Consider the following 23,656-nt stretch of genomic DNA (forward strand, 5'->3'; position numbering starts at 1 on the left):
TATGGATATGGAAAAAATAGTGGAGCTTAGTGTAAAGCATAATGTCTCGGATCTACACCTGTGCGATCGCCGTCCACCACGGTGGCGAAGGCAAGGACGGCTGGAAGCCGCACCGTTCGACGCGGTGGATATTCACGCGCTGCTCGCCGAAAGTTTAAACACGCAGCAGCAACAGCAGTGGCAGGCGTGCGGACAGATAGATTTTGCCCTCAGTACCCCAGGGCTTCAACGCCTTCGCGCCAGTGCGTTTTTACATCACGAAGGGGTGTCGCTTGCGCTGCGACTGTTGCCTGACACCTGCCCGACGCTGGATATGCTGGATGTGCCCGCCGTTATCCCTGAATTACTAAGGCGCGATAACGGTCTTATTCTGGTTACCGGGGCGACAGGCAGCGGTAAATCCACCACGCTGGCGGCGATGGTGGATAACCTTAATCACTATCTCGACGGGCATATCCTGACCCTGGAAGATCCCGTGGAGTTTATCCATACGAGTAAACGTTGCCTGATCCAACAGCGGGAAATCGGCCCGCACTGCGCCTCGTTTGCGGCGGGGTTACGCGCGGCATTACGCGAAGACCCGGATGTCATTCTGCTGGGGGAATTGCGTGACAGCGAGACCATCCGCCTGGCGTTGACCGCCGCCGAAACCGGGCATCTGGTGCTGGCAACATTACATACACGCGGCGCACCGCAGGCTATTGAACGGCTGGTGGACAGTTTCCCCGCCGAGGAGAAAGAGCCGGTGCGTAGCCAGCTTGCCGGAAGCCTGCAGGCCGTATTGTCCCAGCGGCTGGCGGCAGACAGGCAGGGCGGACGTGTGGCGCTGTTTGAGCTGCTTATCAACACACCTGCGATAGCCAACCTTATCCGTGAAGGGAAAAACCACCAGTTGCCCGGCGTGTTACAGACCGGGCAGCAGGCGGGAATGCAGACCTTCGACCAAAGCCGCCAGCAACGGCAGGCGCAGGGGCGACTTTAGCGGATATTCAGCGCGTAAACCGCCGGTAAAGCGCCTGCTGTGGCAATGATCTCCAGACGTACATTTTGCGCGGTAATGGGGGTAGATAACCGGTGTTCACGCACGGAGTGGTGGTTATTTGTTTCCTCGGCCAGCAGGGTGTCATCGGCCCACAGACGATAGTGGGTAATGCAGTGCGGCGTCACCGGCAGGAAATGGCCCATCTGCACGGTTTCCATGGCGTTATCGAAATCGTTGTCCTGTACCAGTGTCAGGCTGGTGAAGGTTTGTGGCGCATCCCAGTGCCAGCGTAATACCGGTTTGACATCATCGGCGGCAGGTACCCAGGCATTGGCCTGTTGCTCGGGGCGCAGGCGGCCATTAAGCACATTGTCGGCGCGATAGCAGCTTAATGGCTGGCTAAAACGCAACGCAGGCATTACCTGATGTGGGCGACGACGCGGCAACCAGAAGTCAAACTCATCGACGCCATAGTCGCCATCCACCACCTGACGGGTATGTTTGGCGACGCGGGCATTCAGGCTATTAAACACGGTCATAATGCCGGGCAGGTGAGTGTCGGTGAGGGCAATGTCCACCTGTTCACACGCTTCAAAGGCGATAAAGACATACTGATCGCGCTCGCTTTGCCACGGGAAATGTACCGTCTGCGCCTGCTCGCCCTCAACGTGCAGCGTTGTGCTGGCGTACTGATAATCGGGCGTGAAATTACCGCTGCGTGCGCTGCCCAGAAGCGAGACCTCAAGTGGCTGCTGAGAAGCGGAACGCAGGATAAAGGTCATGTCGGGCAATGACTCCCCGGCTTTAACAGGCAGCAGCAGCGCCATTCTTTCGCCGAGCGAATGCCAGTAGCCGTTAGGAGCAAGCGTACTGAGGGCGTATTCACTGCTGGCGGTGACCGACGCGCCGAGTGCCGGGTCCTGTAACCACTGACGGGGAATGTAACAGCCGCTGGCCTGCAACCGCTGTTGCAACTGGCCGACATTATCCCGCTGGGCCAGCTCTGCCGGGGTGATGTCGTGTGTTTTACACAGCGCGGCAGCGCGGCCGACGACCTCGCCCAGCAGACCGCAGGTGCACATCACCCGGGCGCTACCAAAGGCAACGTGAGAGGCGGAAATGAGCCGTCCGGTCAGGAAGAGATTATCCAGCGAGCGGCTGTAAAGGCTTCGCAGCGGGATGGTATAGGTGCCTTTACTGTGAAACTGACGACAGCCATCATGGGTGCTGTAGACCCCGTCCGCCGGATGCAGGTCGATAGACCAGCCGCCGTAGGCCACGGCATCATAGTGGTCGCGCTGTTCTATGATGTCCTGCTGGCAAAGCAGATGATCGCCCATAAAACGACGGCTTTCGCGTTTACCGGGAATGACGCCAACCCATTCGATGGTCATGTTGGCCGCTTCCGGGAACTCGCCGGAGTTTTTAATGTAATCCCACACGCCCCAGACGATTTTCCACAACTCCCATTTAATCTCTTCACTCTGGTGAATGGTGTCCAGCCGTCCGCCCCATTCCAGCCACCACAGGTCGCAACCATTGAGGGTGGATGTCAGGCGTTTGTAGCGGGGAATCGCGGTAATATCTTTTAACGCGAACGAAGGGGGAACAAAATTCACCGGGCCGTTCGTCTGTTTGGTGTAGAAATAGATCGAGTGCCCGAGCTTGTGGCCGAAGTTGTCGCCGGGGGCCATTTTTTCCCCCAGTTCGTCCACCTCTTCGGCGCCTTCTCGGTACTCTGCCCCGGCCAGAAAGCCCAGCACGCCATCCCCCGTTGCGTCGCAAAACTGGTCGGCGGTGACGGTATAAAATGTCTCGTTGATGGCGTTAAAGGCGCTGACCTGGGTGAGGGTTCGCTGGTTTTTCTCCACTTCGTAAATCGTGGTATTGAGCAGCAATGTCAGCCCAGGCTGGCTTTTTGCCATATCCAGCAGCACCAGGTCGAACATAACCGGGTTGCCCTCTTTGTTGCGCCAGAGATTCTCTTCGAGGATTTGTCCCATGATGCCGCCTTCACGCGCCCAGCGGTTATTGTTGCCCATATGCGATGTGGCGCCGTTGGCCCACAGGCGAACCTCGCTGGACGCATTGCCGCCGAGTACCGGTCGGTCCTGGATCAACACGACATGTAACCCGTCCCTGGCGGCGGCGAGCGCGGCGCAAAGACCCGCGAGGCCACCGCCCGCTACCAGCAGATCGGCATGCAACTGTTCAGAGGGAAAGGTTCTGGACGCAGTTTGCGGATAGATGTTCATACCTTGTATCCTTCTTTACTGAACTGACGGTAAAATCGAAAATTCCTGCCACCTGAGAGATAAAGCCTGTTATGTCCTCACAACCGAACCAAAGCCTGATTGATGGCATTCGCTGCCTGCAGTACCTGGTCTCCAGCGGCCGCGCGATTGGCTGTCGCGAACTGGCGCGTCTGATGGGCATAAATACCACCCGTGTAAACCGGTTGCTGATGACGATGGCGTCCATCGGCCTGACGATGCAGGATGAGCAGCGTCGTTACCTTCCCGGCCCCGGTATTCATGCGCTCGCGGCGCAGGCGATACGCGGCTCGGCACTCTTTTCCCAGGCGCTCCCCCTGCTGGAAAGCTACGCGCCCAAAGATATCGTGGTGGCGATGGGCGTGCTCTGGGAGGATCAGGTGATTTATATCTATCACTCTGAGCCCGGTAGCCAGATGAGCCAGGCGCTGGCCGGTTTTCATATGCTTCCTGCATGGCAGTCGGTCATCGGTATGTCGCTTCTGGCGGCAGAGAGCGATGAAGAATTGCAAAAACGTTTTGTCGACGAACAGTGGCAGCAACTTGCGCCGCATATCGCCCAACAGCGTGAGCTTGGACGCGTGGTCTGGCATCACGATGACGGCGAGGTATCAATGGCGAAGCCTCTTGGCGCGCACTCTGCCGCGCTGGCGTTTGCCGGAATGTGGCAGGTAGACGACGCTGTCATTGATGAACGCCTGAGCGAACTTCACACTCTGGCACGGCGGCTGACACAGAAACCCTGACGCATTTAATTCCTGACTAATGTTTCTTTTATAGAAACATTAGTAAAAAAGCAAAAAGCACGCCCTGGAAATGTGAGGGGGATCGGGGGATTGCGTTTTGAGGAAGGGAGAAGGCATAAAAGGCTGAGCGGCGCTCAGCCTGAGAATTACAGATGCTGCTCGAAGTAGCTTTCGAGGATGATAACCGCAGAGGCAGAATCAACACTGCCTTTATTCAATGCACGAAAACCGCCGCGCTCAAACAGACCCGCACGGGCTTCTACCGTACTCAGCCGCTCATCATGCAAAATAATTTTTGCGCCGAAGCGGCCATGGATTTTATTGGCGAAGTTGCGCGCACGCGCGGTCAGGGGTTGCTCTGTGCCATCCATATTCAGCGGCAGGCCGACAATAACGGCTTCCGGCTGCCACTCTTTTAACAGCTTCTCGATAAGCTTCCAGTCCGGCGTCCCGTCTTGCGCTTTCAGAGCATTCAGCGGGCGCGCTGTACCGGTCACGCGTTGTCCGATGGCGACGCCGATACTTTTGGTACCAAAATCAAAGGCCAGCAGGGTTCCGCTCATCAGGCATGTCCCGCCACGCCCGGCATGGTCGAAATATCAATGCCGATAAGTTTTGCCGCTTCCCGCCAGCGGTCAGCGATAGGCGTTTTAAACAGGATATTTTGATCCGCAGGAGCGGTAAGCCAGGCGTTATCCAGGATCTCCTGTTCAAGCTGGCCTTTTTCCCATGAGGAATAGCCCAGCGCGACCAGCACGTCCTTAGGTTGATCGGCCGTGCCCAGGGTCTCCAGAACATCGCGCGAGGTAGTGATTACGGTGTTATCCGAGACGCGAATGCTGGAAGAGAAGCTGGCAGGCGGCGTGTGCAGAATAAACCCGCGATCTTCCGCCAGTGGGCCGCCAAGCAGCACGGGTTTATCCAGACGAATGGCCGGATCGCGTGCTTCCGGGTTAATTTTCAGTTTCTCCAGGACGCTTTCAACTTTCAGGTTTTCCAGCGGCTTATTGATGATAAGCCCCATGGCACCGTCTTCGTTGTATTCGCAAATATAAACCACCGATCGCCGAAAAAGGGGATCATGGAGAGCAGGCATGGCAATAAGAAAGTGATGCTGTAAATTCATTGTCAGAGGTTCTGTTTCCTGGTTCAAAAAAGCAGCAGCCTAGTATGAGGGGAAAGCTGCACGCTGTCACTAGCCAGACTTTGGAGTTTATGAGCGGGTTCCCTCCCGCCATCCCTTTACCTGCAATAATTCGCGCTGTCTGTGCCCTGGCACCTTTGAGCAACCCGAATTATCGAGGGTAAATATATTTATTGTTTCGCCAGGCGTTTTTCGATTGCGTCCATCAGCATGCCGGTAATAGAGATCGGGAACTCCGCCTCGATCTCGCGCACGCAGGTGGGGCTGGTGACGTTAATTTCGGTCAGACGGTCGCCAATGATATCCAGACCGACGAAAATCAGCCCTTTGGCTTTCAGCGTCGGGCCGACGCGGCGGGCAATCGCCCAGTCGCTTTCGGTCAGCGGACGCGGCTCGCCGCGGCCACCGGCGGCCAGGTTACCACGCGTTTCGCCACCCTGCGGGATACGCGCCAGGCAGTATGGAACCGGCTCGCCATCCACCACCAGCACACGCTTGTCGCCATCTTTGATAGCTGGCAGATAGTTCTGCGCCATGCAGTAGCGGGTGCCCAACTCGGTCAGCGTTTCGGTGATAACCCCCAGGTTCGGATCGCCCTCTTTGACGCGGAAAATCGAGGTGCCGCCCATGCCGTCCAGCGGCTTGAGGATGATATCGGTATGCTTTTGCCAGAACGCTTTAAGCTGCGCTTTATTGCGCGTCACCAGCGTTTCCGGGGTCAGGTCAGGGAACCAGGCGGTAAACAGCTTTTCGTTACAATCGCGCAGGCTCTGCGGCTTATTGACGATCAGCGTGCCTTTTTCTTCCGCACGTTCAAGGATATAGGTGGCGTAGATAAATTCGGTATCGAACGGCGGGTCCTTACGCATCAGCACCACATCCAGCGAGGCGAGTTCGATATCCTGCTCGTCGCCAAACTCGTACCATTTGTCGTAGTTTTGCTCGACGGAAAGCAGACGGGTACGCGCACGGGCTTCGCCGTTGATCAGGTAAAGATCCGCCATTTCCATATAATGCAGTTCGTAGCCACGACGCTGCGCTTCGAGCAGCATGGCGAAGCTGGTGTCTTTTTTGATATTAATCTGCGCGATGGGGTCCATCACGATGCCGAGCTTAATCATAGGCTTCTCCGTTTAACCCAGATCGCCAAAACGCACCTGCAGCGCGGTAATGGCGGTAAGGGCAGTTGTCTCTGTGCGCAATACGCGGGGTCCCAACAGAATATCAGTAAACTGGTAGCGCGAGGTCATGGCGATTTCGTCTGTCGTCAACCCGCCTTCCGGGCCAATCAGTAATCGTACGCATTCCACTGGCAACGGCAGAGTATTAATGCTCTGGCTGGCGCGCGGGTGAAGATTCAGCTTAAGGCCGTTCTCTTCTTCTGCACACCACTGTTCGAGATCCATTGCCGGGCGAATCTCAGGAATACGGTTACGACCACACTGTTCACAGGCGGCGATGGCGATCTTCTGCCACTGCTGAATCTTTTTATTCAGGCGCTCGGCATCCAGTTTAACGCCGCAGCGCTCAGAAAAAAGTGGCGTAATGAGGCTTACACCCAGTTCGATCGATTTCTGGATAGTAAATTCCATTTTCTCGCCGCGAGACATCACCTGGCCCAGATGAATATGCAGCGGTGACTCCCGATCGTCCACCTCTCCCTGGGTCACCTTAACGATAACGCTCTTTTTATCGGCGCGGGTGATTTCGGCGTCAAACACCTGGTTCGAACCGTCAAAGAGCTGAATAGCCTGCCCCTGGCCCATACGTAATACGCGGCCAACATGGTTTGCCGCATCGTCGGCGAGGGCGATTTCAGTGCCAGTCTGGATGAGTTCAGGGTGGTAGATGCGTGGGATGCGCATAGTTCAGATTTCCGTGTGAAGTGTGTCGCATTTCCCCTCACCTTAACAGGTCGCGATTTGCGGCCTCTCCCTTGTAGAGAGAGGGGTGGGGTGAGGGGCAATACACCTGCAAAATTTACAATTGCCGCTAGTGTAGGTTAGCTCTTTCGCGCCATGCAAGCGCGCTGCACGTAAGGGTTATGATTCCCCTGAACCTGAGCGATGCGCGACTCACGCGTACATTCCCAGTCGGTCACCGGGTAGAGTTTATCCCAGGCGGTAAAAAGCTGTGTCTGCTGGCGCGACAGGGTGAGCTGATACTGATCGCGCATATAGAAGTAGGTGCGGGCAATCACACCACGGGCGCTGGCAGGCGGCTCGGCCAGTTTGGCCTTGAAGTCGATCTTCATTTCACAGCGCCCGTACTGGCCTTCGCCACCGTTCCACTGGCCATACATAAAGTTGCCGCGATCGGCATTCACTTCACCCACGGCGGGTTGCAGGTTGTGCATATCGCTTTCCATCTTGCGATAAACAGGGTCTTTGGCGCAGTTTTTCCGCCCGCCATCTTGCCAGCACTGACGCTGATGGCCGAATTGCCAGGCCGGGACAACATGCTCCCATTCAATACGGCTGGCGCGGTTTTCATTTTTGCGCACCTTATAACCGCAGGAGGCCAGATCGACCACCCCTTTTTTTCCCTGCCACTGAATTTTACAGCCGCAATAAAAGTCGCCCGGAACGTCGGCGTTGACTTTAACCCCGGCGGCTTTGGCCTGCGCGAAGCTATTGATGCCGTCCGCCAGTACCGGCGCGCTGAGGATAAGCAGTAAAGATGAGATAACGCGTAACATTGAAAACTCCCTGTCAACTGGAGTGCGCAACGTAGCGGAAGCGATTGTCAGATGCAATCAGTTGGCGCGGAAAACATTCTTAATGGTTCATGTAATTAGCGCTCAGGTACCAGCGTTTCGCCGCACTGTACGCAGCGATAGGTGGTCTCACCGCGCACCACACGATTATGTCGCCGCACGGTCAACTGATGCTGTTGGCACTTGCAGCGGTAGGGAAAGGTATTGGGCCGCACCGACTCCAGCTCAAACTGGTGAGTACGGCGCGCAGGGACGCCGAGCACGCTTTCCATCATCCATTTCCACTCTTTACCGTGTGGCGGAACGCGGCCGAAATGTTTCCACACCAGCAAATGCGCCAGCTCGTGCGGCACCACCTCGTCGATAAACGCCTGTTGGTTTTCCATCAGCAACACGGGGTTCAGGCGGATTTCATACGTATTGAGCCAGGCTGTGCCTGCCGCAGTGCCCCGTTGCTGATAAACCAGTTTGGGTTCCGGATAGTTACGCTCAAGTTTCTGATTGGCCAGGGCAAGTTTTTCCCGCAGGCTGCGCATTACGGCCTGCTGTATAGCGATGGGGAGACGGGAGGTTTTCATAATCGCAGAGGATAGGGCGGGGAGCGGGGGAGTGCAAGAAAAAGCCTCCTCCGGACAGGGAGTGAGGCTTCATTCTTGTTTACAGCGATTGCAGGAAGGTCTGCAGATCGTTGTTCAGTTGATCCTGATGGGTCACCGCAAAACCGTGCGGCGCGTTGTCATACACTTTTAACTGCGCGCCCGGGATCATTTCTGCAGCCACTTTACCGGTCGATTCGAACGGTACGATCTGATCGTTGCTGCCATGGATCACCAGCGTCGGCACGTCAACTTTGGCAATATCCGAACGGAAGTCGGTCTCGCCGAAAGCTGTAACGCAATCAATGGTCCCTTTGAGTGAGGCCAGCAAAGCAATGTTCAGCGTCTGGGTCAGTACACCCTGGGAAACCGTCTGCCCGGCGTTAATGCCATAGAACGGCGTGGCGAAATCGCTGATAAACTGCGCCCGGTCTTTGCGCAGTCCGTCGCGAATGCCCTTGAAAACGCTGGCATCGACACCCTGCGGGTAGTCCGCCGTTTTGCCGAAAATCGGTGTCACCGCACCCAGCAGGACCAGTGCTTTAACGCGCGCCGTGCCGTAACGACCGATATAACGCGACACATCGCCGCCGCCCATGGAGAAGCCCACCAGCGTCACATCCTGCAGATCAAGCGTGGTGATGAGGTCGTTAATGTCGGAGGCGAAGGTGTCGTAGTTGTACCCTTCCCACGGCTGGTCGGAGCGGCCAAAACCGCGGCGGTCAAAGGCGATGACGCGATAGCCGCGTTCGGCCAGGAAATTCAACTGGCTGTCCCACATATCGCCATCCAGCGGCCAGCCGTGGCTAAACAATACCGGTTTTCCCGCGCCCCAGTCTTTGTAATAAATCTGCGTACCGTCCTGCGTTTTGATTGTGCTCATACGTAAATCCTCACTGTCGCTCTTGCTTGGGTTGATGTGGGTAACTGTTACATTATGGGTGCTATCAGATAACGTGCTTCGGGAAGATGTCCGCCGCGATGGAAGGCCTGTACCTTACTTTGAATCAGCAGGTCATTTACCGTGTGGCGCTCTAGCTGGCGCAGATGTTCAATCCAGGTGCCGACCACGAACGACTCCACAAAGACGCCGGGGCGCTGGATATCCTCATACACAGACCAGCTCAGTGCGCCGCCGCGTACCCGCACACGGCGAATCTCCTGGATACAGACGACGAAGCGCGAGACATCCTCGGGATCGATCAGATATTCATACATCACCATGACCGGGCCACGTTCATGTGAGATATCGAGCGCCTGGGCATTACTGTCGATATCACGAATGTCCAGATTGAGGTCAGGATCTTTATTCAGTTGCCAGCGCAGCACCGTCAGGCTTGCCAGCAGCATGCCCACCGTTGCCACGCACAATGAGGCAGGAATACTAAAGTGCGATGCCAGTTGGCCCCAGATGGCGCTACCGAGCGTCATCGAACCAAAAAAGACAGTCAGATAGACCGCCAGCGCGCGGGCTTTCACCCATTTGGCGGCGCTACGCTGCGCCCCGACATTGAGGGTGGAGAGCACCGCAATCCAGGAGAAACCGGTTAAAAATTCAAACGCATTGAGCAGCCAGAAATGACGGATAAACGCCAGCGCCAGCATGCTGATCGCGAAAATCACGCTGTTAATCACCATCAGCCGGTCCGGGTTGAAGCGCTTGCGTAAACGCGGTAGCACAATCGCACCGCAAATCGCCCCCAGGCCGATACAGGCCAGCATGATGCCGTAACCGCCAGGCCCAAGACCCAGTTCACGTCGTGCCACCAGCGGCAGCAGCGCCCAGCCTGCGCTGGCGAAGGTGAAGAACGCCACGGTACGCACCAGCACGTTACGCAGTACCGGAGCGGCATGCACATAGCGCAGCCCGGCGCGAACGGCGGGGAAAAAGTGCTCCGGCGGCAGGCGCTGAATCAACGGTTCTGCTTTCCAGCGCCACAGCACCCAGGCGACGCCCAGCACTGATGTCGCATTGAGCGCGAATACCACCCACGGTCCGGCAAAAGAGAGGATCAGCCCGCCCAGCGCCGGGCCGATGGCGCGGCTGATGTTAATGCCGAGCGAGTTCAGCGCGATGGCCGGGGCCAGTTCGTGTTTTTCCACCAGGTCCGGCACGATGGCCTGAAACGGCGGAGAACTCATGGCCGCGCCAGTGCTTAATAAGAAGGCCGCAACCAGCAGCACCGTTGGCGTTACTAACCCGGCTAAAGAGAGCAGGGTTAGCCCGCTGGCGGCAATAAACACCCACAACTGGGAAAACAGCAGATATTTGCGTCGGTCGACAATGTCCGCCATCACCCCGGAAGGGAGGGCGAAGAGAAACATCGGCAGACTGCTCGCCGCCTGAACCAGCGCTACGGAAAGCGGGTTGGCGCTTAACGTCAGCATGGTCCAGTTCACCCCCACATCGTTCATCCATGAACCGATGTTAGAGACCACCGTGGCAATCCATAGCATCCGAAATACCGGCTGGCGCAGTGGCTGCCAGGAGGAGGCACCAGCGGATGCGGCCGACGGGGTTTGTACCGTCGCCGCGTGAACATCATTGACTTGCGCCATGCCTGAACTCCTGGTTGCCCGGCATATTTACCCGCCATTTACCCGGGCCGGTTAATGCCAGCGTGGTGAAGATGATGAGCAGCAGCCAGCCAAATTGTCCTTCCGCGATACTCCATTGCGGGTGCACAGCCAGCATGGCAACCAGCAGCACGCCGATAATCGGCAGACAGGCCAGCCGCGTGCCAACACCGAAAATGATGAATATCGGACATACCACCTCTGCCAGAATGGCAGGTAGCAGGCTGAACCAGGGGCCAAAGCCGAACGGATCCTCAATGCGGGTGAGCTCTTCATGAAAATTCAGCACCTTCGGCAGACCATGCACATAGAGAAGCAGCAGCCCGCCGGTCAGGCGCAGGAAGAACAGCCCCGCATCAATACGGGGCGACATCAGCGTTGTATTTTTCATAGGCATCAGAACGCAAAGCAGCTACAGCCGAGCGCGCCCCAGAAGGCGTTATCGTCTGAAACCGGAATGGAAGATCCGCGTGCCACACCATGCTGGTGGTTATGCACGCCGCACGGGCCGCTACAGTGGTGTGCGGCGGGCATCATGCCGACACGTGTTTGCTGTGGCGGCGCGCTGCGGTAGTGACCCGGCACGTTGACCACCGGCGACCACTCCGGCAGCACCGGAATTGCAGGCGGGGCTTCTGAACTGAAACCGCCCGCGGCATAGACGATATTGCCATTGACTACGGTCAGCACCGACTCAATGCCTTTGATCTCCTCTTCCGGTACGCGGAAATAATCCTTGCTCAGCACGGCGAGGTCAGCCAGTTGGCCCACTTTAATCTGGCCTTTTTTGCCCTGTTCGCTTGAGAACCAGGCGCTGCCCTCTGTCCAGAGCATCAGCGCGGTGTCGCGGTCCAGGCGCGCATTAACGTCGTACATCTGCATACCGCCGACGGTGCGCCCGGAGACCAGCCAGTACAACGCCGTCCACGGATTGTAGCTGGCCACGCGGGTCGCGTCGGTTCCCAGCCCGACCGGTACGCCGGTTTCGAGCATTTTCGTTACCGGCGGCGTGTGGCGCACCGCGTCCATGCCATAACGTTCCGCGAAGTACTCACCCTGAAACGCCATACGGTGCTGCACGGCAATACCGCCGCCCAGCGCTTTGATGCGGTCAATGTTTTGCTGGGTCACGGTTTCTGCGTGGTCAAAGAACCAGTGCAGGCCATTGAACGGAATATCGCGGTTCACGCGCTCAAACACATCGAGCATGCGGCTGATGGATTCGTTATAGGTGGCGTGCAGGCGGAACGGCCAGCGATGCTCCACCAGATGGCGCACCACGCGTTCCAGCTCATCTTCCATGCCTGGCGCGAGGTCCGGGCGCGGTTCAAGGAAATCTTCAAAATCCGCGGCAGAGAACACCAGCATTTCACCCGCGCCGTTGTGACGGAAGAAATCGGTGCCCTGACCCGGAGTCAGCATGTCGGTCCATTTCTCGAAATCTTCCAGCTCATGGCCGGGGCGCTGGGTAAAGAGGTTGTAGGCGATGCGGATGGTCATCTGCTCTTTGGCGTGCAGTTCGCTTATCACTTCATAGTCTTCGGGGTAGTTCTGGAAGCCGCCGCCCGCGTCGATAGCGCTGGTGAGGCCCAGACGGTTTAGCTCGCGCATAAACTGACGGGTGGAGTTAACCTGCTGTTTCAGCGGCAGCTTCGGCCCTTTGGCCAGCGTGGCATAGAGGATCATGGCATTTGGCCGCGCAATCAGCATGCCGGTGGGATTGCCGTTGCTGTCGCGCTGGATCTCTCCTCCTGGCGGGTTCGGCGTATCTTTGGTGTAGCCGACAACGCGCAGGGCGGCGCGGTTGAGCAGGGCGCGGTCATAGAGATGAAGGATAAAGACCGGGGTATCCGGCGCGGCGTCGTTGATCTCCTCGAGTGTCGGCATCCGGCGTTCGGCAAACTGGAATTCGCTCCAGCCGCCCACCACGCGAACCCATTGTGGCGAGGGGGTGCGCAGCGCCTGTTCTTTCAGCATCCGCAGGGCGTCCGCCAGCGACGGTACTCCTTCCCAGCGCAGTTCGAGGTTATAGTTGAGACCGCCGCGAATCAGGTGCAGGTGCGAATCGTTAAGCCCTGGAATGGCGGTGCTGCCTTTGAGATCCACCACTTTGCTGCCGTCGCTGTGATATTCCATTACTTCGGCCTGGGAGCCTACCGCCAGGAATTTGCCGTCACGGATGGCGACCGCCTCTGCAACCGGGTTTTCCCTGTCTACCGTATGAAATTTGCCGTTGAGTAATATCAGTTCAGCTTTGCCGAGCGAGACCATAAATCCTCCTGTCTGAGACATCCGAAGCAGGCATAATCCCGCCGGACGATAAGATGCGATGCTCCGTCAGAACAGAGCGTGGAAGTGGGAGGGATTATGGTGAGCTGGCGAAAACGGCGTCTAGTTATACGAAGGTATACCTATACGAACGTATAGTTATACACAGAGATAATAGTTCTCATTTCTGACAACTCTTACTATCCGTCCCGACAGCAGCGTCCGGGACGAACGTCATTTCGCCTGTCTGAGCAGCGCGAGAATACCCCGGTCACTGTCAGCAAAACGTCCGCTCCCCTTTCACGGGAAACTGCTACTTAACGACAACGGGTATTCTTATGACCAACGCTAAGCTTGAAGTACTGACTCCCCAGAATTGCCAGATTATTTTTATCGATCAACAGCCGCAGATGGCATTCGGCGTGCAGTCTATTGACCGCCAGGTGCTGAAAAACAATGTTGTTGGCCTGGCGAAAGCGGCAAAAGTTTTCAACATTCCGACCACCATCACCACCGTTGAGACGGAAAGCTTCTCCGGAAATACCTTCCCTGAACTGCTGGACGTATTCCCCGAGCACGACCTTCTTGAGCGCACATCCATGAACTCCTGGGATGACCAGAAAGTGCGTGATGCGCTGGCGAAAAATGGCCAGAAAAAAGTGGTGGTATCCGGCCTGTGGACGGAAGTGTGCAACAACACGTTCGCCCTGTGTGCCATGCTGGAAGGCGGCTATGAAATCTATATGGTGGCTGACGCTTCCGGCGGTACCTCGAAAGAAGCGCATGATTACGCGATGCAGCGCATGATTCAGGCGGGTGTGATCCCGGTGACCTGGCAGCAGGTGTTGCTGGAGTGGCAGCGCGACTGGGCGCACAAAGAGACCTACAACGCGGTGATGGATATCGTCAAAGAACACTCCGGTGCTTACGGGATGGGCGTTGATTACGCGTATACCATGGTGCACAAAGCGCCAGCGCGTGCCAAAGGGGCGCACCGTACTCTGGCGCCGGTGCCGGCTAATAAATAATGTGCAGGGGCGGCGCGTCAGCGTCGCCCGGCTCTGATCCCGATAAGGGGAGAATGACCATGAGTACAGCGCTCATTTCCCTCGGCGCAGGTGTGTTTATTGGGCTGGTCTATGCTTTGCTGAACGTCCGTTCGCCAGCCCCGCCGGCAGTAGCCCTGGTGGGGCTGCTAGGCATGCTGGCGGGAGAGCAGGCGGTCTCAGCGCTGCGCTCACACCATGAACCTCAGGCCGCCATTAGTCAGCCGCAGGCCGCAGTGCAAACGGCGGACCGTCATCCAGAGGCAGGCTAACCATGTTGAAATCGTACGTAATTTCCCTGGCAACGGGCCTGTTAGTGGGTGTTACCTATGGCGCAATGCAGGTTCACTCACCCGCACCACCGATCGTCGCCCTGCTGGGCCTTTTTGGTATGCTGGTCGGCGAACAACTGATTCCGCTCGCCCGTCGACTTCTGCGCCGCGAGCCGGTGACAATGGCCTGGTTTCGTCATGAATGTGTGCCCAAAATCAGCGGCACGCCACCTCCTGACGACAAACGCGCCCCTTAGCCTGAGGGCAGACAGAGGAGTACGGCATGAGGCTGTCACCGCGCATTGTCATTATTGATGATGAACGTTCCGTCCGTAGTGGATTAAGCAACCTGCTCCAGTCGGAGGGGTACGACTCTGACGCCTTCGACTCTGCGGAGGCATTTCTTCATCATGAATCCGCGCTGTCTGACGCATCTCTGCTTATTATTGATATCAAGCTCAAAGGCATGAGTGGCCTGGACCTGTATCGCCGGGTAGCTCAACTTGCCGCGCCGCCGCCGGTGATTTTTATCTCCGGACATGAAGATGAAAACCTGTCGCGTTATGCTCCAGAGTTCGGGGGCGTTACACTGCTGCGTAAGCCCATTAAAATCGAAACGCTGCTGGAGCAGATCCGCCGCGAACTCTCTGTGTGAGGAGCGCTAATGAGCGAGAAACTTTCTGCTGCCGGTAAAATGATGGATAGTGAGGTGGTCACCTTAACCGATGACATCATTTTCACTCCGCTGACGCAGGAAGGAGGGATCGCCTGGACGCTTTGCCAGCCGCTACACTCCGGCAGCAGCTTTATTCTTGCCTGCGCGGCCGTTTCAAGTGATGAAGCCGCGTTTCATACCACCCAACGTTTAAAAAATGAATTTGCGCTGCGCAGGCGACTCTCTGGCGCATGGGCGGTAAAGCCGTTCAGCAGTACCAGTTACCATGGCCATTACGCGCTGGTCTATACGCCATTTCCTTTCCGCACGCTTGCACAACTGCCTCGCCTGCGCACCCGAAGCATTGCCGATTTTCTTTCCGTTGCCATTGGCCTGTGTGCCCCGCTACGCCAGATGCATGCGCAGGGATTAATGCACAGCGATATCAAACCCGGTCACTTTTTTATCGACCCCGGCGGCACTTACCGTCTGGGAGGATTTGGCCTCGCCAGCGAAGGGACGGATGCCTTTGACCCGTCTCGCCTGACGGAGCCTGGCGGTACGCTGGCGTACATGTCGCCGGAGCACACCTCCCGTACGCCGGACAGGGTCGACAGCCGCAGCGATCTCTATAGCCTTGGCATTGTGCTCTACGAGTTGCTGACCGGCGAGCTGCCTTTCGATCTCAGCGAAGGCGGGCAGGCGGAATGGGCCCATCACCATATTGCCTCCGCTCCCAGACCACCCCGACAGGTACGCTCATCGGTTCCGCCAACGTTGTCGGATATTATTTTGCGACTGCTGGAAAAATCGCCGGACAATCGTTACCAGACGGTCGACGGATTGATTGCCGACCTGCGTCGCTGCGAGGCTTCGCTGGCCAAAAATGGTGAAATTACGCCGTTTATTCCCGGCTTGCAGGACCGGGTAGCCGCGCGTTTGCAGCCGGACCCGCTTTTTCTCGACCATCCGCAGCACCATCAACTGCTGACGGTATTTGACCGGGTGGTGGAAAGTGGCGCGCATGCCCTGGTCACGATCGGTGGGCCGCCGGGCTGCGGTAAATCTTCGCTCATTGCCTCGGCGCTCAGGAAGCTGCAACAGCGGCAGGCGTTACTCGCCGTGAGTAAGGCCGACCAGTATTCGCCGGTTCTGCCTTATACGGTCATTGCCTCTGCGTTTCGCGCGCTGACCCTTTGGTTACTCGGCCAGGGGGCGGAAGAGGTGGCCCGCTGGAAAATGCGTTTAACACGGGCGCTTGGCGTTCATGCCGCGCTGGCGGTCAATCTGGTGCCGGAGTTAGGTCTACTGCTTGAAAACCCACCCCTGGCTGTTGTGAATACCCAGGCGGCGGATAGCCGAATGCGTTTCAATATGATGGCGCATCGGCTGGTTGAGGCATTTGCCACCCCGGACCGACCGCTGGTTCTGCTGATTGATGATATTCACTGGATAGATCAGGCCAGCCTGCACCTGCTGGAACACCTTATCAGTTGCAGCGAGTCGCTGCCGCTGCTGCTGGTGGTTTCCTACGCTAACAGCGGTGTGTTTGCGGATGCCAGCGAACAGGCGCAGTTGTCGACACTGCGCGTCGGTGCCCGCTATACCGTCGAGCTGCGGCCTGAGCCGTTGAGCGTGAAAGCGGTGTCGCGATGGCTGGCGGAACTGTTGCAGACGCGGGCCGCCTGCCTTGGCGAACTGGCGGCGCTGATCCACGAAAAAACCGGCGGTAACCCACTCTTTACCCATGAGTTTATTCAGCGCATCGTCAAAGACGGGCTGATTACCCATCACAAACAGCACGGCAAATTGCACTACGACGCACAGGCGATCCGTTCACGTAATTACACGGAAAATGTGGCAAGCCTGGTCCTGCAACAACTGGCGGAGATGCCTTCCCTGACGCGCAGGCTGCTGGGTTGTCTGGCCTGCGTGGGGGGAAACGGTAATCCCGCACTGCTCAGCGCGATGCAGAAGATAGCGCCGGAGCTGCTACATGAACATCTGCTGCCTGCTGTTGCCGCCCGACTGATCAGCCGCAGCGGCGATCAGTATGCCTTTACCCATGATCGGGTGCAGAAGGCGGCGCAGGAGTTGCTCGAAGCGGATGATATTTGTCATCTCAATTTTGCTGCCGCGCGGTTCTTTACTGAGGCCGTCTCACAAAATGACAGCAATGAAAATCTGTTTCTGGCGGTCCACCACATAGCTTCATCCATCGACTGTATTCGCGTATCTCCCGAACGCGACCATTATCGTGCGATCTGCCGTCTTGCCGCGCAGCGCGCCCGGTTGACCGGGGATTACGCCTCGGCGGTGCGCTATCTGCGTACCGCGCGGTTATTGAAAGAAGATGCCCTGATTACCGCGCCTGATGAGGATTTCGCGCTCGCTTTTGAAGAGGCGGAGTGTGAGTTTTTGCAGGGTAATCTTCCATCTGCGCTGACCCTATGTCATCAACTCCTGCGCGCGCCCGGCAGCCTGCAACAAAAGGCGATTACCGCAGGCATGATGGCAGAAGTGCAGATGCGACAGTCGGATATGAGCCTTGCGCTGGAGACCGCCCTGGCCTGGCTTGCGGTGTTCGGTATTCACCTGAGCCGTGCGCCGACAGATGCTGAGTGCGACGAGGGCTGGCAAATCATTGAGGCCCGTCTTGGGGATGAGCCGGAAAGCCATTTTCGCCAGCTTGCGCGAATTAATAACCCCGAGGCAGAAGCCGTCATCAACCTGATGCTCAGCGCCAGTATGTTTGCCGCGTTTACCGCCCCGCGCCTGCATTTTCTTTTACTCTGCCGGGTCATACTAATGACCCTGGAGCATGGCGTTAGCGGCGCGTTTACCACGGCGATTGCCTGGTATGGCGTCATGATTGGTTGTCGCTATCACGCCTACGAAAAGGGGTACAGGTATACGCTGCTGGGGCGCGATTTGGTTGAGGAGCAACCTCTAACCCCCTTTATGGGCCGTACCTTTCTGGCGGTGGATTTGTGCAGTGCCTGGGTGAAGCCGCTTAGCGTTGCGGTAGATCACGCTAAAGCGTGCTTTACGGCGGCGGTCGAGCACGGGGATTTAACCGCCGCCTGCTTTATTATCCGCCATCAGACGATGAACTTCTTGATCCGTGGCGATCACCTCGACGGGGTGCTGACGACCATTGAAGGTGGGCTGAGTTTTATCCGCAAACTACGTTTCCCGGATGTCGAGGTCATGCTTCTCATCCAGCGCCTGTACGTTAACCATTTGCGTAGCGCCGGTTCGGGCAATTTAAGTGGTCATAACCTCTATTCCGAGGCGCTCCTGAACGCGACCAATAAGCATGAGAGTCAGCCGATACCGCTGACCATTTTCTGGTTCTGGCTCTATCAGGGAATGGCCCATTTTATGGCGGGTGAGTATGACGATGCTTCCCGTTGCCTGGAAAAGGCGGCCCCGGTAGCCGATATGGTGCCGGGCTATCTGCATCTGCTGGATTACCATTTCTACAGCGCCCTATCACTGGCACAGAGGGTGACGCCGACAACCGTGACGCCCGCACAGCGGGAAACCCTTGTCGCCCATTATGACGTTATCGCACGCTGGGCGGAGCATAACCCGACGACCTTTGCCGACAAGGCGGCGCTGGTACGTGCGGAGCTGGCGAGACTGGAGCAGAGGAACGATAACGCCATCGGCTGGTACGAAAACGCGATAGCCCTTTCCGCAGAGACTGAATGCCACCCGGTGAATGGGCTGGCGTGTGAACTGGCCGGGGGTTTTGCCAAAGCGATGGGCTGGCATGTCGCCGCAGATGGCTATTTCAAAAATGCTTTCTCCGCCTGGCGGCGCTGGGGGGCGGTGGCAAAACTGCGTCAGCTTGAACGCCTGTACCCCCATCTGGCCTCCTCAGGGCCACGTTCGCCTTATGACACCATCACTTTCGCGCAAAACGAAATGATGCACGATCTGGAAAGTGTTTTGCGGGCGGTACGTGCCATGACCGAGGAGATTGACCTCGACCGCCTCGTCCATACGTTGATGACGATGTTACTGGAGCGGGCGGGGGCGCAGCGTGGGCTGTTGATTCGCATCCTTGATAATACCATTCCCGAAACCCAGGCGTGGGCGGAAACATCCTCGGAAGGGGTGAAGGTACAGATTGTCCGGGAGCGCCCCTTGGCTACCGATATGCCGCTGTCGGTACTGGCGGCGGTGATGCGTACCGGGCAGGAGATTCGTATCAGCAAGTCTGAGTTGTTCGGCCCGTTCAGTCAGGATCCCTATCTGGTAACGTCCGGCGCGGGCATTATGTGCGTACCGATGCATAAACAGGGCAAGCTGGTGGGGGTGCTGTATCTGGAAAATCGGGTGATGCCGGAGATTTTCACCGCCGGGCATTCGCGTATCGTCAGGATGCTGGCGGCGCAGGCGGCGGTTTCGCTGGAGACTGCGCGCCTTTATGCCGAGCGGGTTGAAGAGAACGTGCAGCGTCGCCGGGCGGAAAAAGAGCTACGCGCCAGCCAGACCTCGCTGATGCTTGGGGAGAAAATCAGCAATACCGGCACCTGGCGCTGGGAGCTGGAACAGGATGTGATGTTTGTTTCCGACGAGTATGCGCGCATTCTTGGCCTGCCCGACCATCAGCGTACGCTATCAATGGCCGACTTTATGACGCTGGTGCATCCGGAGGATTTCCCCCGGATCAACACGCTGGTTAACGATAGTGTGCGTAATGGCGTCTCGATGCGGGCGGAGTTTCGTATTTTCCGCCCGGACGGGGAGTGCCGTTATATTCTGGGCGTGGGCAACCCGGTGGAATATGAGGCTAACGTCGCGGAGTATTTCGGCGTTATCACGGATATCACGGCGCGCCGCCAGTCTGAGGATGCGGTTCGCGTGGCGCAGGCCGATCTCGCCCGTGTTTCCCGCGCGACCACCGTTGGTCAACTGACGGCCTCTATCGCCCATGAGATTAACCAGCCGCTGATGTCGATTGTGGCCAATGCGGGCGCCAGTCTGCGCTGGCTGAGCCGCGAGCCTGCGATGCTCGGTAATGCGCGCGCAAGCCTTGAGGAGATCATCAGCGAGGGCGAGCGGGCGGGTAATATTATCCGCGGCTTGCAGGCGCTAACGCGCAACCAGACCTCTGCCTGCACGCGCATTAACCTGCATCACCTTGTCTACCATATTGTGGCGCTGTCGCGCAGCGAACTGGAACGTCAGGAGATCGCGTTGCATTACCATCTTGCGGCGCAGGATGCTGAGATTTTTGGCGATAGCGTACAAATACAGCAGGTGCTGTTAAACCTGATCGTTAATGCGATTGATGCCATGGCGGGGATAGACGATCATCCGCTAATGCTGACGGTGAGTTCAGAGAATCCGCAACCTGGTAAAATTCGCCTGGCCATCGCCGATACCGGCGTAGGCTTTACGCCCGAAGTGCAGAAGCGTCTGTTTGACTCCTTCTATACCACCAAGGAGCAGGGTATGGGGATGGGGCTGAGTATCAGCTACGGCATTATTGAAAAGCACGGCGGTAAATTGACGGCGGAACCTCGCCAGCCTTGCGGCAGTGTCTTTACCTTTACCTTGCCGACACACCCCGCTGAAGCCTGAACCTGGCCGCTATCGCCCGAGGGTTTTTTGAATATTCAGACGGTCTGCAGCCCTGACCAGATCGGTCAGGGAACGGACCTGCATTTTCTCCATCACCCGTTTTTTATGTACTTTGGCGGTGATCTCGCTAACGCCCATTTCGGTGGCGATCTGTTTATTCAGCAGGCCACCAATCGCCAGTTGAAACACCTCTTTTTCGCGCGGCGTCAGTGAGTCATAACGCGTGGTCAACGCCTGTATCTCTTGCGTTTCGTCGAGTGTTTTCTCCGCGAGTTTCAGGGCATCGGCAACGGCCTGGAGCAGCAAGCCGGGGACAGCGGGCTTGGTCATAAACTCATATGCCCCTGCCTTCATCGCTTTGACCGAGAGCGGAATGGTGCCAAAACCGGTCAGGAAAATAACCGGAATCACATGTCCAAGCCGGGAAAGGGCGTCGGTGACGTCGAAACCGCTGGCGCCGGGCATATTCATATCCAGAATCAGACAGCCTGGCTGTGAGGTAAAAGGGTGGGACAGAAACGCTTGCGCTGAGGAAAAGTCGGCCACCCGATAATCCTCCGCTCGCAGCAGGCTGACCAGCGCCTGCCTGACGGAATTATCATCGTCCACAACGTAAACAATGTGATCCATGCGTGTTCCTGGCTATTAAAGAATATGCCCGTGCAAGGAAAAGACGGACGGGAAGCGACACCCGCCATGTTCCTTACATTACAGTGACATACATATGTTTTTACTAAAGAATAACTGAATGTTAACACAATAATTATCATTATCATGTTTCAAATGAAAATAATAAAAATGAATGGCGTAATAACTAACGTTTCACTCGTCGGGGGCGTTGGAAGATAGAAAATGGCGTATTGGCCGCAGCAAGCGTAGGGCGGCGGAAATTTTTGCCGATATGAATGTCACCGTAGCGGGTAGAAAATTCAGATTATTCTGCCAGAAGGCGAGCAGGCCAGCCGTCGGATGAGGGCTGGCCTGCGGTATCGCATGTGGAAGAGCGTGCCAGTGGTTTACAGGCACACCATCAACTTAATTATGGGAACCGATTTCGCGCAGCGGACGACCTTTCATCAGATTACGTTCGATATGCTCCAGCGAAATATGTTTGGTTTCGGGAACCAGCCACAGCGTCAGGATAATAAACAGGACGTTCAGGCCACCATAGACCCAGAAGGTATTGGCGTTGCCAAGGGAGTCCAGCATGGTGAGGAACGTGGCGCCGACAATCATGTTCGCTATCCAGTTGGTTGCTGTTGAGCAGGTGATACCAAAATCACGCCCTTTCAGCGGCTGAATTTCCGAGCACAGCACCCAGATGACCGGACCGGCACTCATGGCAAACCCGACAATAAACATCAGCAGCATGGCGACGGCAAAGTATTGGGCGCCCTGCGAGTGAATGCCCAGATGCAGCATGGTCCCCAGAACCCCCATGCCGACAGCCATCACCAGGAAGCCAAGCACGAGCGTGGGTTTGCGGCCCCATCGGTCGACAACGCCGATCGCAATAAAGGTGGCCAGGACGTTAGTCAGACCGACGATGACCGTCCCCCACATTTGCTGTGTGGTATTACTGTAGCCTGCCAGTTCGAAGATTTTCGGCGCGTAATACATGATGACGTTCATACCGGTGAACTGTTGCATCACCTGCAACAGCACGCCAAGGAAGACCGCGCGACGGAAATTATTGTTCTCTTTAAACAGCGCCCAGCCGGTCTGTTTCACCTGCAGGCTCTCGCGAATTTCATCCAGCTCGTTTTTGGCTTCGGCGCTCGTATCACGCAGGCGTAACAGCACGCGTTCCGCGTCATGGAAACGGCGTTTGGCGGCATACCAGCGCGGGCTATCCGGCAGGAAGAACACGCCGATAAGCAGCAGGATCGCCGGAATAACAATCACGCCTAGCATCCAGCGCCATGCGCCGCTATAGCTAAATGCCGTATCCGACAGATAAGCACCGAGAATACCGATGGTGATCATCAACTGGTACATCGAAATCATACTGCCACGGATTTTTTCCGGCGCTATTTCGGACAGATAGAGCGGGGCGGTATAAGACGCGATCCCCACAGCAAGACCAAGAATAATGCGGGAAATAATCAGTACTTCGACGTTAGGGGCAACGGCAGAACACAGAGAACCAATAACAAAGAGGATTGCGCCGATCATCAGGCTTTTTTTACGCCCGAGTTTCCACGACATCCATCCGCTACCCACGGCACCGACGGCGGCACCAAACATCATTGAACTGACCACCCACTCCTGTACGTGGGAGTCAATTTTAAAGTCATTGGTGATAAAGGGCAGCGCCCCGGCGATAACACCAATATCCAGGCCAAAGAGAAGTCCTGCCAGTGCAGCAAGGAAGCAGACAAAAAAGGTCATCGCCTTGTTTGAATGTCCCTGTTTTTTATTGTCAGGCATGATGCCCTCCATTCGTTATATCAGTTTTTGCGATGGTAAACGTAGGTCAATGCCGGGCTGTTTTTTGTGATGAACGTCACGCAAGTGTAATCGGTTACATTCGACCAAAAACGGGCAGGCAAATAAAACTGATAAATATTATAGATATAAGAAATAGAGGCGGGAGGGGATGACGGTAGTTTCGGACTAAACCGAAAGGGGGATGTAACAGCGGGCCTTTAATTAATGAAGACCGGGTAATAAGCAGTATCGATAACAGCAAGGCGGCTATGTAATCGTTATCATTAACGTATTGAAAACGCTTTAGAAGTTTAGTCGGTTTTTGTAAAAGCGCGGGATTACCGGGCTCTGAA

20 protein-coding genes are annotated in these 23,656 nt (G+C 56.6%); 7 read left to right on the forward strand and 13 right to left on the reverse strand.

The genetic code is table 11. The annotated features are described in order from the left end of the window. Window position 1 precedes the first annotated feature (1 nt). The gene (locus MRY16398_RS04400) at window positions 2-982 is read left to right on the forward strand and encodes a type IV pilus twitching motility protein PilT (RefSeq protein WP_125123889.1); all 981 of its coding nucleotides are present in this window, start codon (window positions 2-4) and stop codon (window positions 980-982) included. On the opposite strand, the gene MRY16398_RS04405 is transcribed toward MRY16398_RS04400, so the two are convergent. Next, the gene (locus MRY16398_RS04405) at window positions 979-3,237 is read right to left on the reverse strand and encodes an FAD-dependent oxidoreductase (protein ID WP_125123890.1); all 2,259 of its coding nucleotides are present in this window, start codon (window positions 3,235-3,237) and stop codon (window positions 979-981) included. The two genes, MRY16398_RS04400 and MRY16398_RS04405, sit on opposite strands and share 4 nt — an antisense overlap. A 71-nt stretch (window positions 3,238-3,308) precedes the next feature. On the opposite strand from MRY16398_RS04405, the gene MRY16398_RS04410 reads away from it, so the two are divergent. After that, a complete protein-coding gene (locus tag MRY16398_RS04410; RefSeq protein WP_039078018.1) occupies window positions 3,309-4,001 on the forward strand; it encodes an IclR family transcriptional regulator domain-containing protein in 693 nt (230 codons plus the stop codon). 146 nt (window positions 4,002-4,147) lie between these two features. On the opposite strand, the gene ruvX is transcribed toward MRY16398_RS04410, so the two are convergent. From ruvX to MRY16398_RS04460, 10 genes are all read right to left on the reverse strand, one after another. Then, on the reverse strand, window positions 4,148-4,564 hold the full coding sequence (gene ruvX, locus MRY16398_RS04415) for a Holliday junction resolvase RuvX (RefSeq protein WP_039078017.1): 417 nt from the start codon (window positions 4,562-4,564) through the stop codon (window positions 4,148-4,150). Continuing rightward, window positions 4,564-5,127 (reverse strand): YqgE/AlgH family protein, encoded by a 564-nt coding sequence (locus MRY16398_RS04420; protein WP_039078016.1) that lies wholly within the window; start codon window positions 5,125-5,127, stop codon window positions 4,564-4,566. The genes ruvX and MRY16398_RS04420 overlap by 1 nt, the downstream gene beginning before the upstream one ends. 188 nt (window positions 5,128-5,315) lie before the next feature. Next, complete coding sequence (gshB, locus tag MRY16398_RS04425) at window positions 5,316-6,266, reverse strand: glutathione synthase (protein ID WP_125123891.1); 951 nt, start codon at window positions 6,264-6,266, stop codon at window positions 5,316-5,318. A gap of 12 nt (window positions 6,267-6,278) precedes the next feature. After that, a complete protein-coding gene (gene rsmE / locus MRY16398_RS04430; RefSeq protein ID WP_125123892.1) occupies window positions 6,279-7,010 on the reverse strand; it encodes a 16S rRNA (uracil(1498)-N(3))-methyltransferase in 732 nt (243 codons plus the stop codon). A 137-nt stretch (window positions 7,011-7,147) separates the two neighbouring features. Further along, the gene (gene endA, locus MRY16398_RS04435) at window positions 7,148-7,843 is read right to left on the reverse strand and encodes a deoxyribonuclease I (protein WP_039078013.1); all 696 of its coding nucleotides are present in this window, start codon (window positions 7,841-7,843) and stop codon (window positions 7,148-7,150) included. 95 nt (window positions 7,844-7,938) lie between these two features. Next, window positions 7,939-8,439: a SprT family zinc-dependent metalloprotease gene (locus MRY16398_RS04440; protein ID WP_039078012.1), complete on the reverse strand. Its 501-nt coding sequence runs from the start codon at window positions 8,437-8,439 to the stop codon at window positions 7,939-7,941. A gap of 79 nt (window positions 8,440-8,518) precedes the next feature. Further along, complete coding sequence (locus tag MRY16398_RS04445) at window positions 8,519-9,340, reverse strand: alpha/beta fold hydrolase (protein WP_125123893.1); 822 nt, start codon at window positions 9,338-9,340, stop codon at window positions 8,519-8,521. Window positions 9,341-9,387: 47 nt separating this feature from the next. Then, a complete protein-coding gene (locus tag MRY16398_RS04450; RefSeq protein ID WP_125123894.1) occupies window positions 9,388-11,016 on the reverse strand; it encodes an MFS transporter in 1,629 nt (542 codons plus the stop codon). Next, window positions 11,000-11,425, reverse strand: a complete 426-nt coding sequence (locus MRY16398_RS04455) for a DoxX family protein (RefSeq protein WP_107223496.1) — start codon at window positions 11,423-11,425, stop codon at window positions 11,000-11,002. The genes MRY16398_RS04450 and MRY16398_RS04455 overlap by 17 nt, the downstream gene beginning before the upstream one ends. Window positions 11,426-11,430: 5 nt before the next feature. After that, window positions 11,431-13,305 (reverse strand): amidohydrolase, encoded by a 1,875-nt coding sequence (locus MRY16398_RS04460; RefSeq protein WP_125123895.1) that lies wholly within the window; start codon window positions 13,303-13,305, stop codon window positions 11,431-11,433. A 335-nt stretch (window positions 13,306-13,640) separates the two neighbouring features. Between MRY16398_RS04460 and MRY16398_RS04465 the strand changes: the two genes are divergently transcribed. Genes MRY16398_RS04465 through MRY16398_RS04485 form a run of 5 tightly spaced genes read left to right on the forward strand, consistent with a single transcriptional unit; the run spans window position 13,641 to window position 20,873 of the window. Next, a complete protein-coding gene (locus tag MRY16398_RS04465; protein ID WP_039078007.1) occupies window positions 13,641-14,330 on the forward strand; it encodes a hydrolase in 690 nt (229 codons plus the stop codon). A 59-nt stretch (window positions 14,331-14,389) separates the two neighbouring features. Next, on the forward strand, window positions 14,390-14,620 hold the full coding sequence (locus MRY16398_RS04470) for a DUF1427 family protein (protein ID WP_079497175.1): 231 nt from the start codon (window positions 14,390-14,392) through the stop codon (window positions 14,618-14,620). A gap of 2 nt (window positions 14,621-14,622) precedes the next feature. Beyond that, the gene (locus MRY16398_RS04475) at window positions 14,623-14,877 is read left to right on the forward strand and encodes a XapX domain-containing protein (protein ID WP_125123896.1); all 255 of its coding nucleotides are present in this window, start codon (window positions 14,623-14,625) and stop codon (window positions 14,875-14,877) included. Window positions 14,878-14,903: 26 nt separating this feature from the next. Further along, a complete protein-coding gene (locus tag MRY16398_RS04480; RefSeq protein ID WP_039078004.1) occupies window positions 14,904-15,275 on the forward strand; it encodes a response regulator in 372 nt (123 codons plus the stop codon). 9 nt (window positions 15,276-15,284) lie between these two features. Further along, window positions 15,285-20,873 carry an ATP-binding sensor histidine kinase gene (locus MRY16398_RS04485; RefSeq protein ID WP_125123897.1) on the forward strand — a complete coding sequence of 1,863 codons (5,589 nt, stop codon included), beginning with the start codon at window positions 15,285-15,287 and terminating at the stop codon, window positions 20,871-20,873. Between the two features lie 9 nt (window positions 20,874-20,882). Here the strand turns inward: MRY16398_RS04485 and MRY16398_RS04490 are convergent, their stop codons facing one another. Together MRY16398_RS04490 and MRY16398_RS04495 are read right to left on the reverse strand one after the other, a co-directional pair. Beyond that, on the reverse strand, window positions 20,883-21,503 hold the full coding sequence (locus MRY16398_RS04490) for a response regulator transcription factor (protein WP_071195995.1): 621 nt from the start codon (window positions 21,501-21,503) through the stop codon (window positions 20,883-20,885). A gap of 405 nt (window positions 21,504-21,908) precedes the next feature. After that, window positions 21,909-23,303 (reverse strand): sugar porter family MFS transporter, encoded by a 1,395-nt coding sequence (locus MRY16398_RS04495; RefSeq protein WP_039078001.1) that lies wholly within the window; start codon window positions 23,301-23,303, stop codon window positions 21,909-21,911. Window positions 23,304-23,656 lie beyond the last annotated feature (353 nt).

The sequence above is a fragment of the Phytobacter sp. MRY16-398 genome (genome assembly GCF_003925915.1).
Taxonomy (GTDB): domain Bacteria; phylum Pseudomonadota; class Gammaproteobacteria; order Enterobacterales; family Enterobacteriaceae; genus Phytobacter; species Phytobacter diazotrophicus.

Coding starts and splice junctions, on each gene's coding strand:
- MRY16398_RS04450 (WP_125123894.1), bottom strand. CDS start 11,016: ATGGCGCAAGTCAATGATGTTCACGCGGCGACGGTACAAACCCCGTCG.
- MRY16398_RS04480 (WP_039078004.1), top strand. CDS start 14,904: ATGAGGCTGTCACCGCGCATTGTCATTATTGATGATGAACGTTCCGTC.
- MRY16398_RS04455 (WP_107223496.1), bottom strand. CDS start 11,425: ATGAAAAATACAACGCTGATGTCGCCCCGTATTGATGCGGGGCTGTTC.
- MRY16398_RS04460 (WP_125123895.1), bottom strand. CDS start 13,305: ATGGTCTCGCTCGGCAAAGCTGAACTGATATTACTCAACGGCAAATTT.
- ruvX (WP_039078017.1), bottom strand. CDS start 4,564: ATGAGCGGAACCCTGCTGGCCTTTGATTTTGGTACCAAAAGTATCGGC.
- endA (WP_039078013.1), bottom strand. CDS start 7,843: ATGTTACGCGTTATCTCATCTTTACTGCTTATCCTCAGCGCGCCGGTA.
- MRY16398_RS04420 (WP_039078016.1), bottom strand. CDS start 5,127: ATGAATTTACAGCATCACTTTCTTATTGCCATGCCTGCTCTCCATGAT.
- MRY16398_RS04400 (WP_125123889.1), top strand. CDS start 2: ATGGATATGGAAAAAATAGTGGAGCTTAGTGTAAAGCATAATGTCTCG.
- MRY16398_RS04475 (WP_125123896.1), top strand. CDS start 14,623: ATGTTGAAATCGTACGTAATTTCCCTGGCAACGGGCCTGTTAGTGGGT.
- rsmE (WP_125123892.1), bottom strand. CDS start 7,010: ATGCGCATCCCACGCATCTACCACCCTGAACTCATCCAGACTGGCACT.
- MRY16398_RS04405 (WP_125123890.1), bottom strand. CDS start 3,237: ATGAACATCTATCCGCAAACTGCGTCCAGAACCTTTCCCTCTGAACAG.
- MRY16398_RS04490 (WP_071195995.1), bottom strand. CDS start 21,503: ATGGATCACATTGTTTACGTTGTGGACGATGATAATTCCGTCAGGCAG.
- MRY16398_RS04485 (WP_125123897.1), top strand. CDS start 15,285: ATGAGCGAGAAACTTTCTGCTGCCGGTAAAATGATGGATAGTGAGGTG.
- MRY16398_RS04440 (WP_039078012.1), bottom strand. CDS start 8,439: ATGAAAACCTCCCGTCTCCCCATCGCTATACAGCAGGCCGTAATGCGC.
- MRY16398_RS04470 (WP_079497175.1), top strand. CDS start 14,390: ATGAGTACAGCGCTCATTTCCCTCGGCGCAGGTGTGTTTATTGGGCTG.
- MRY16398_RS04495 (WP_039078001.1), bottom strand. CDS start 23,303: ATGCCTGACAATAAAAAACAGGGACATTCAAACAAGGCGATGACCTTT.
- MRY16398_RS04465 (WP_039078007.1), top strand. CDS start 13,641: ATGACCAACGCTAAGCTTGAAGTACTGACTCCCCAGAATTGCCAGATT.
- gshB (WP_125123891.1), bottom strand. CDS start 6,266: ATGATTAAGCTCGGCATCGTGATGGACCCCATCGCGCAGATTAATATC.
- MRY16398_RS04445 (WP_125123893.1), bottom strand. CDS start 9,340: ATGAGCACAATCAAAACGCAGGACGGTACGCAGATTTATTACAAAGAC.
- MRY16398_RS04410 (WP_039078018.1), top strand. CDS start 3,309: ATGTCCTCACAACCGAACCAAAGCCTGATTGATGGCATTCGCTGCCTG.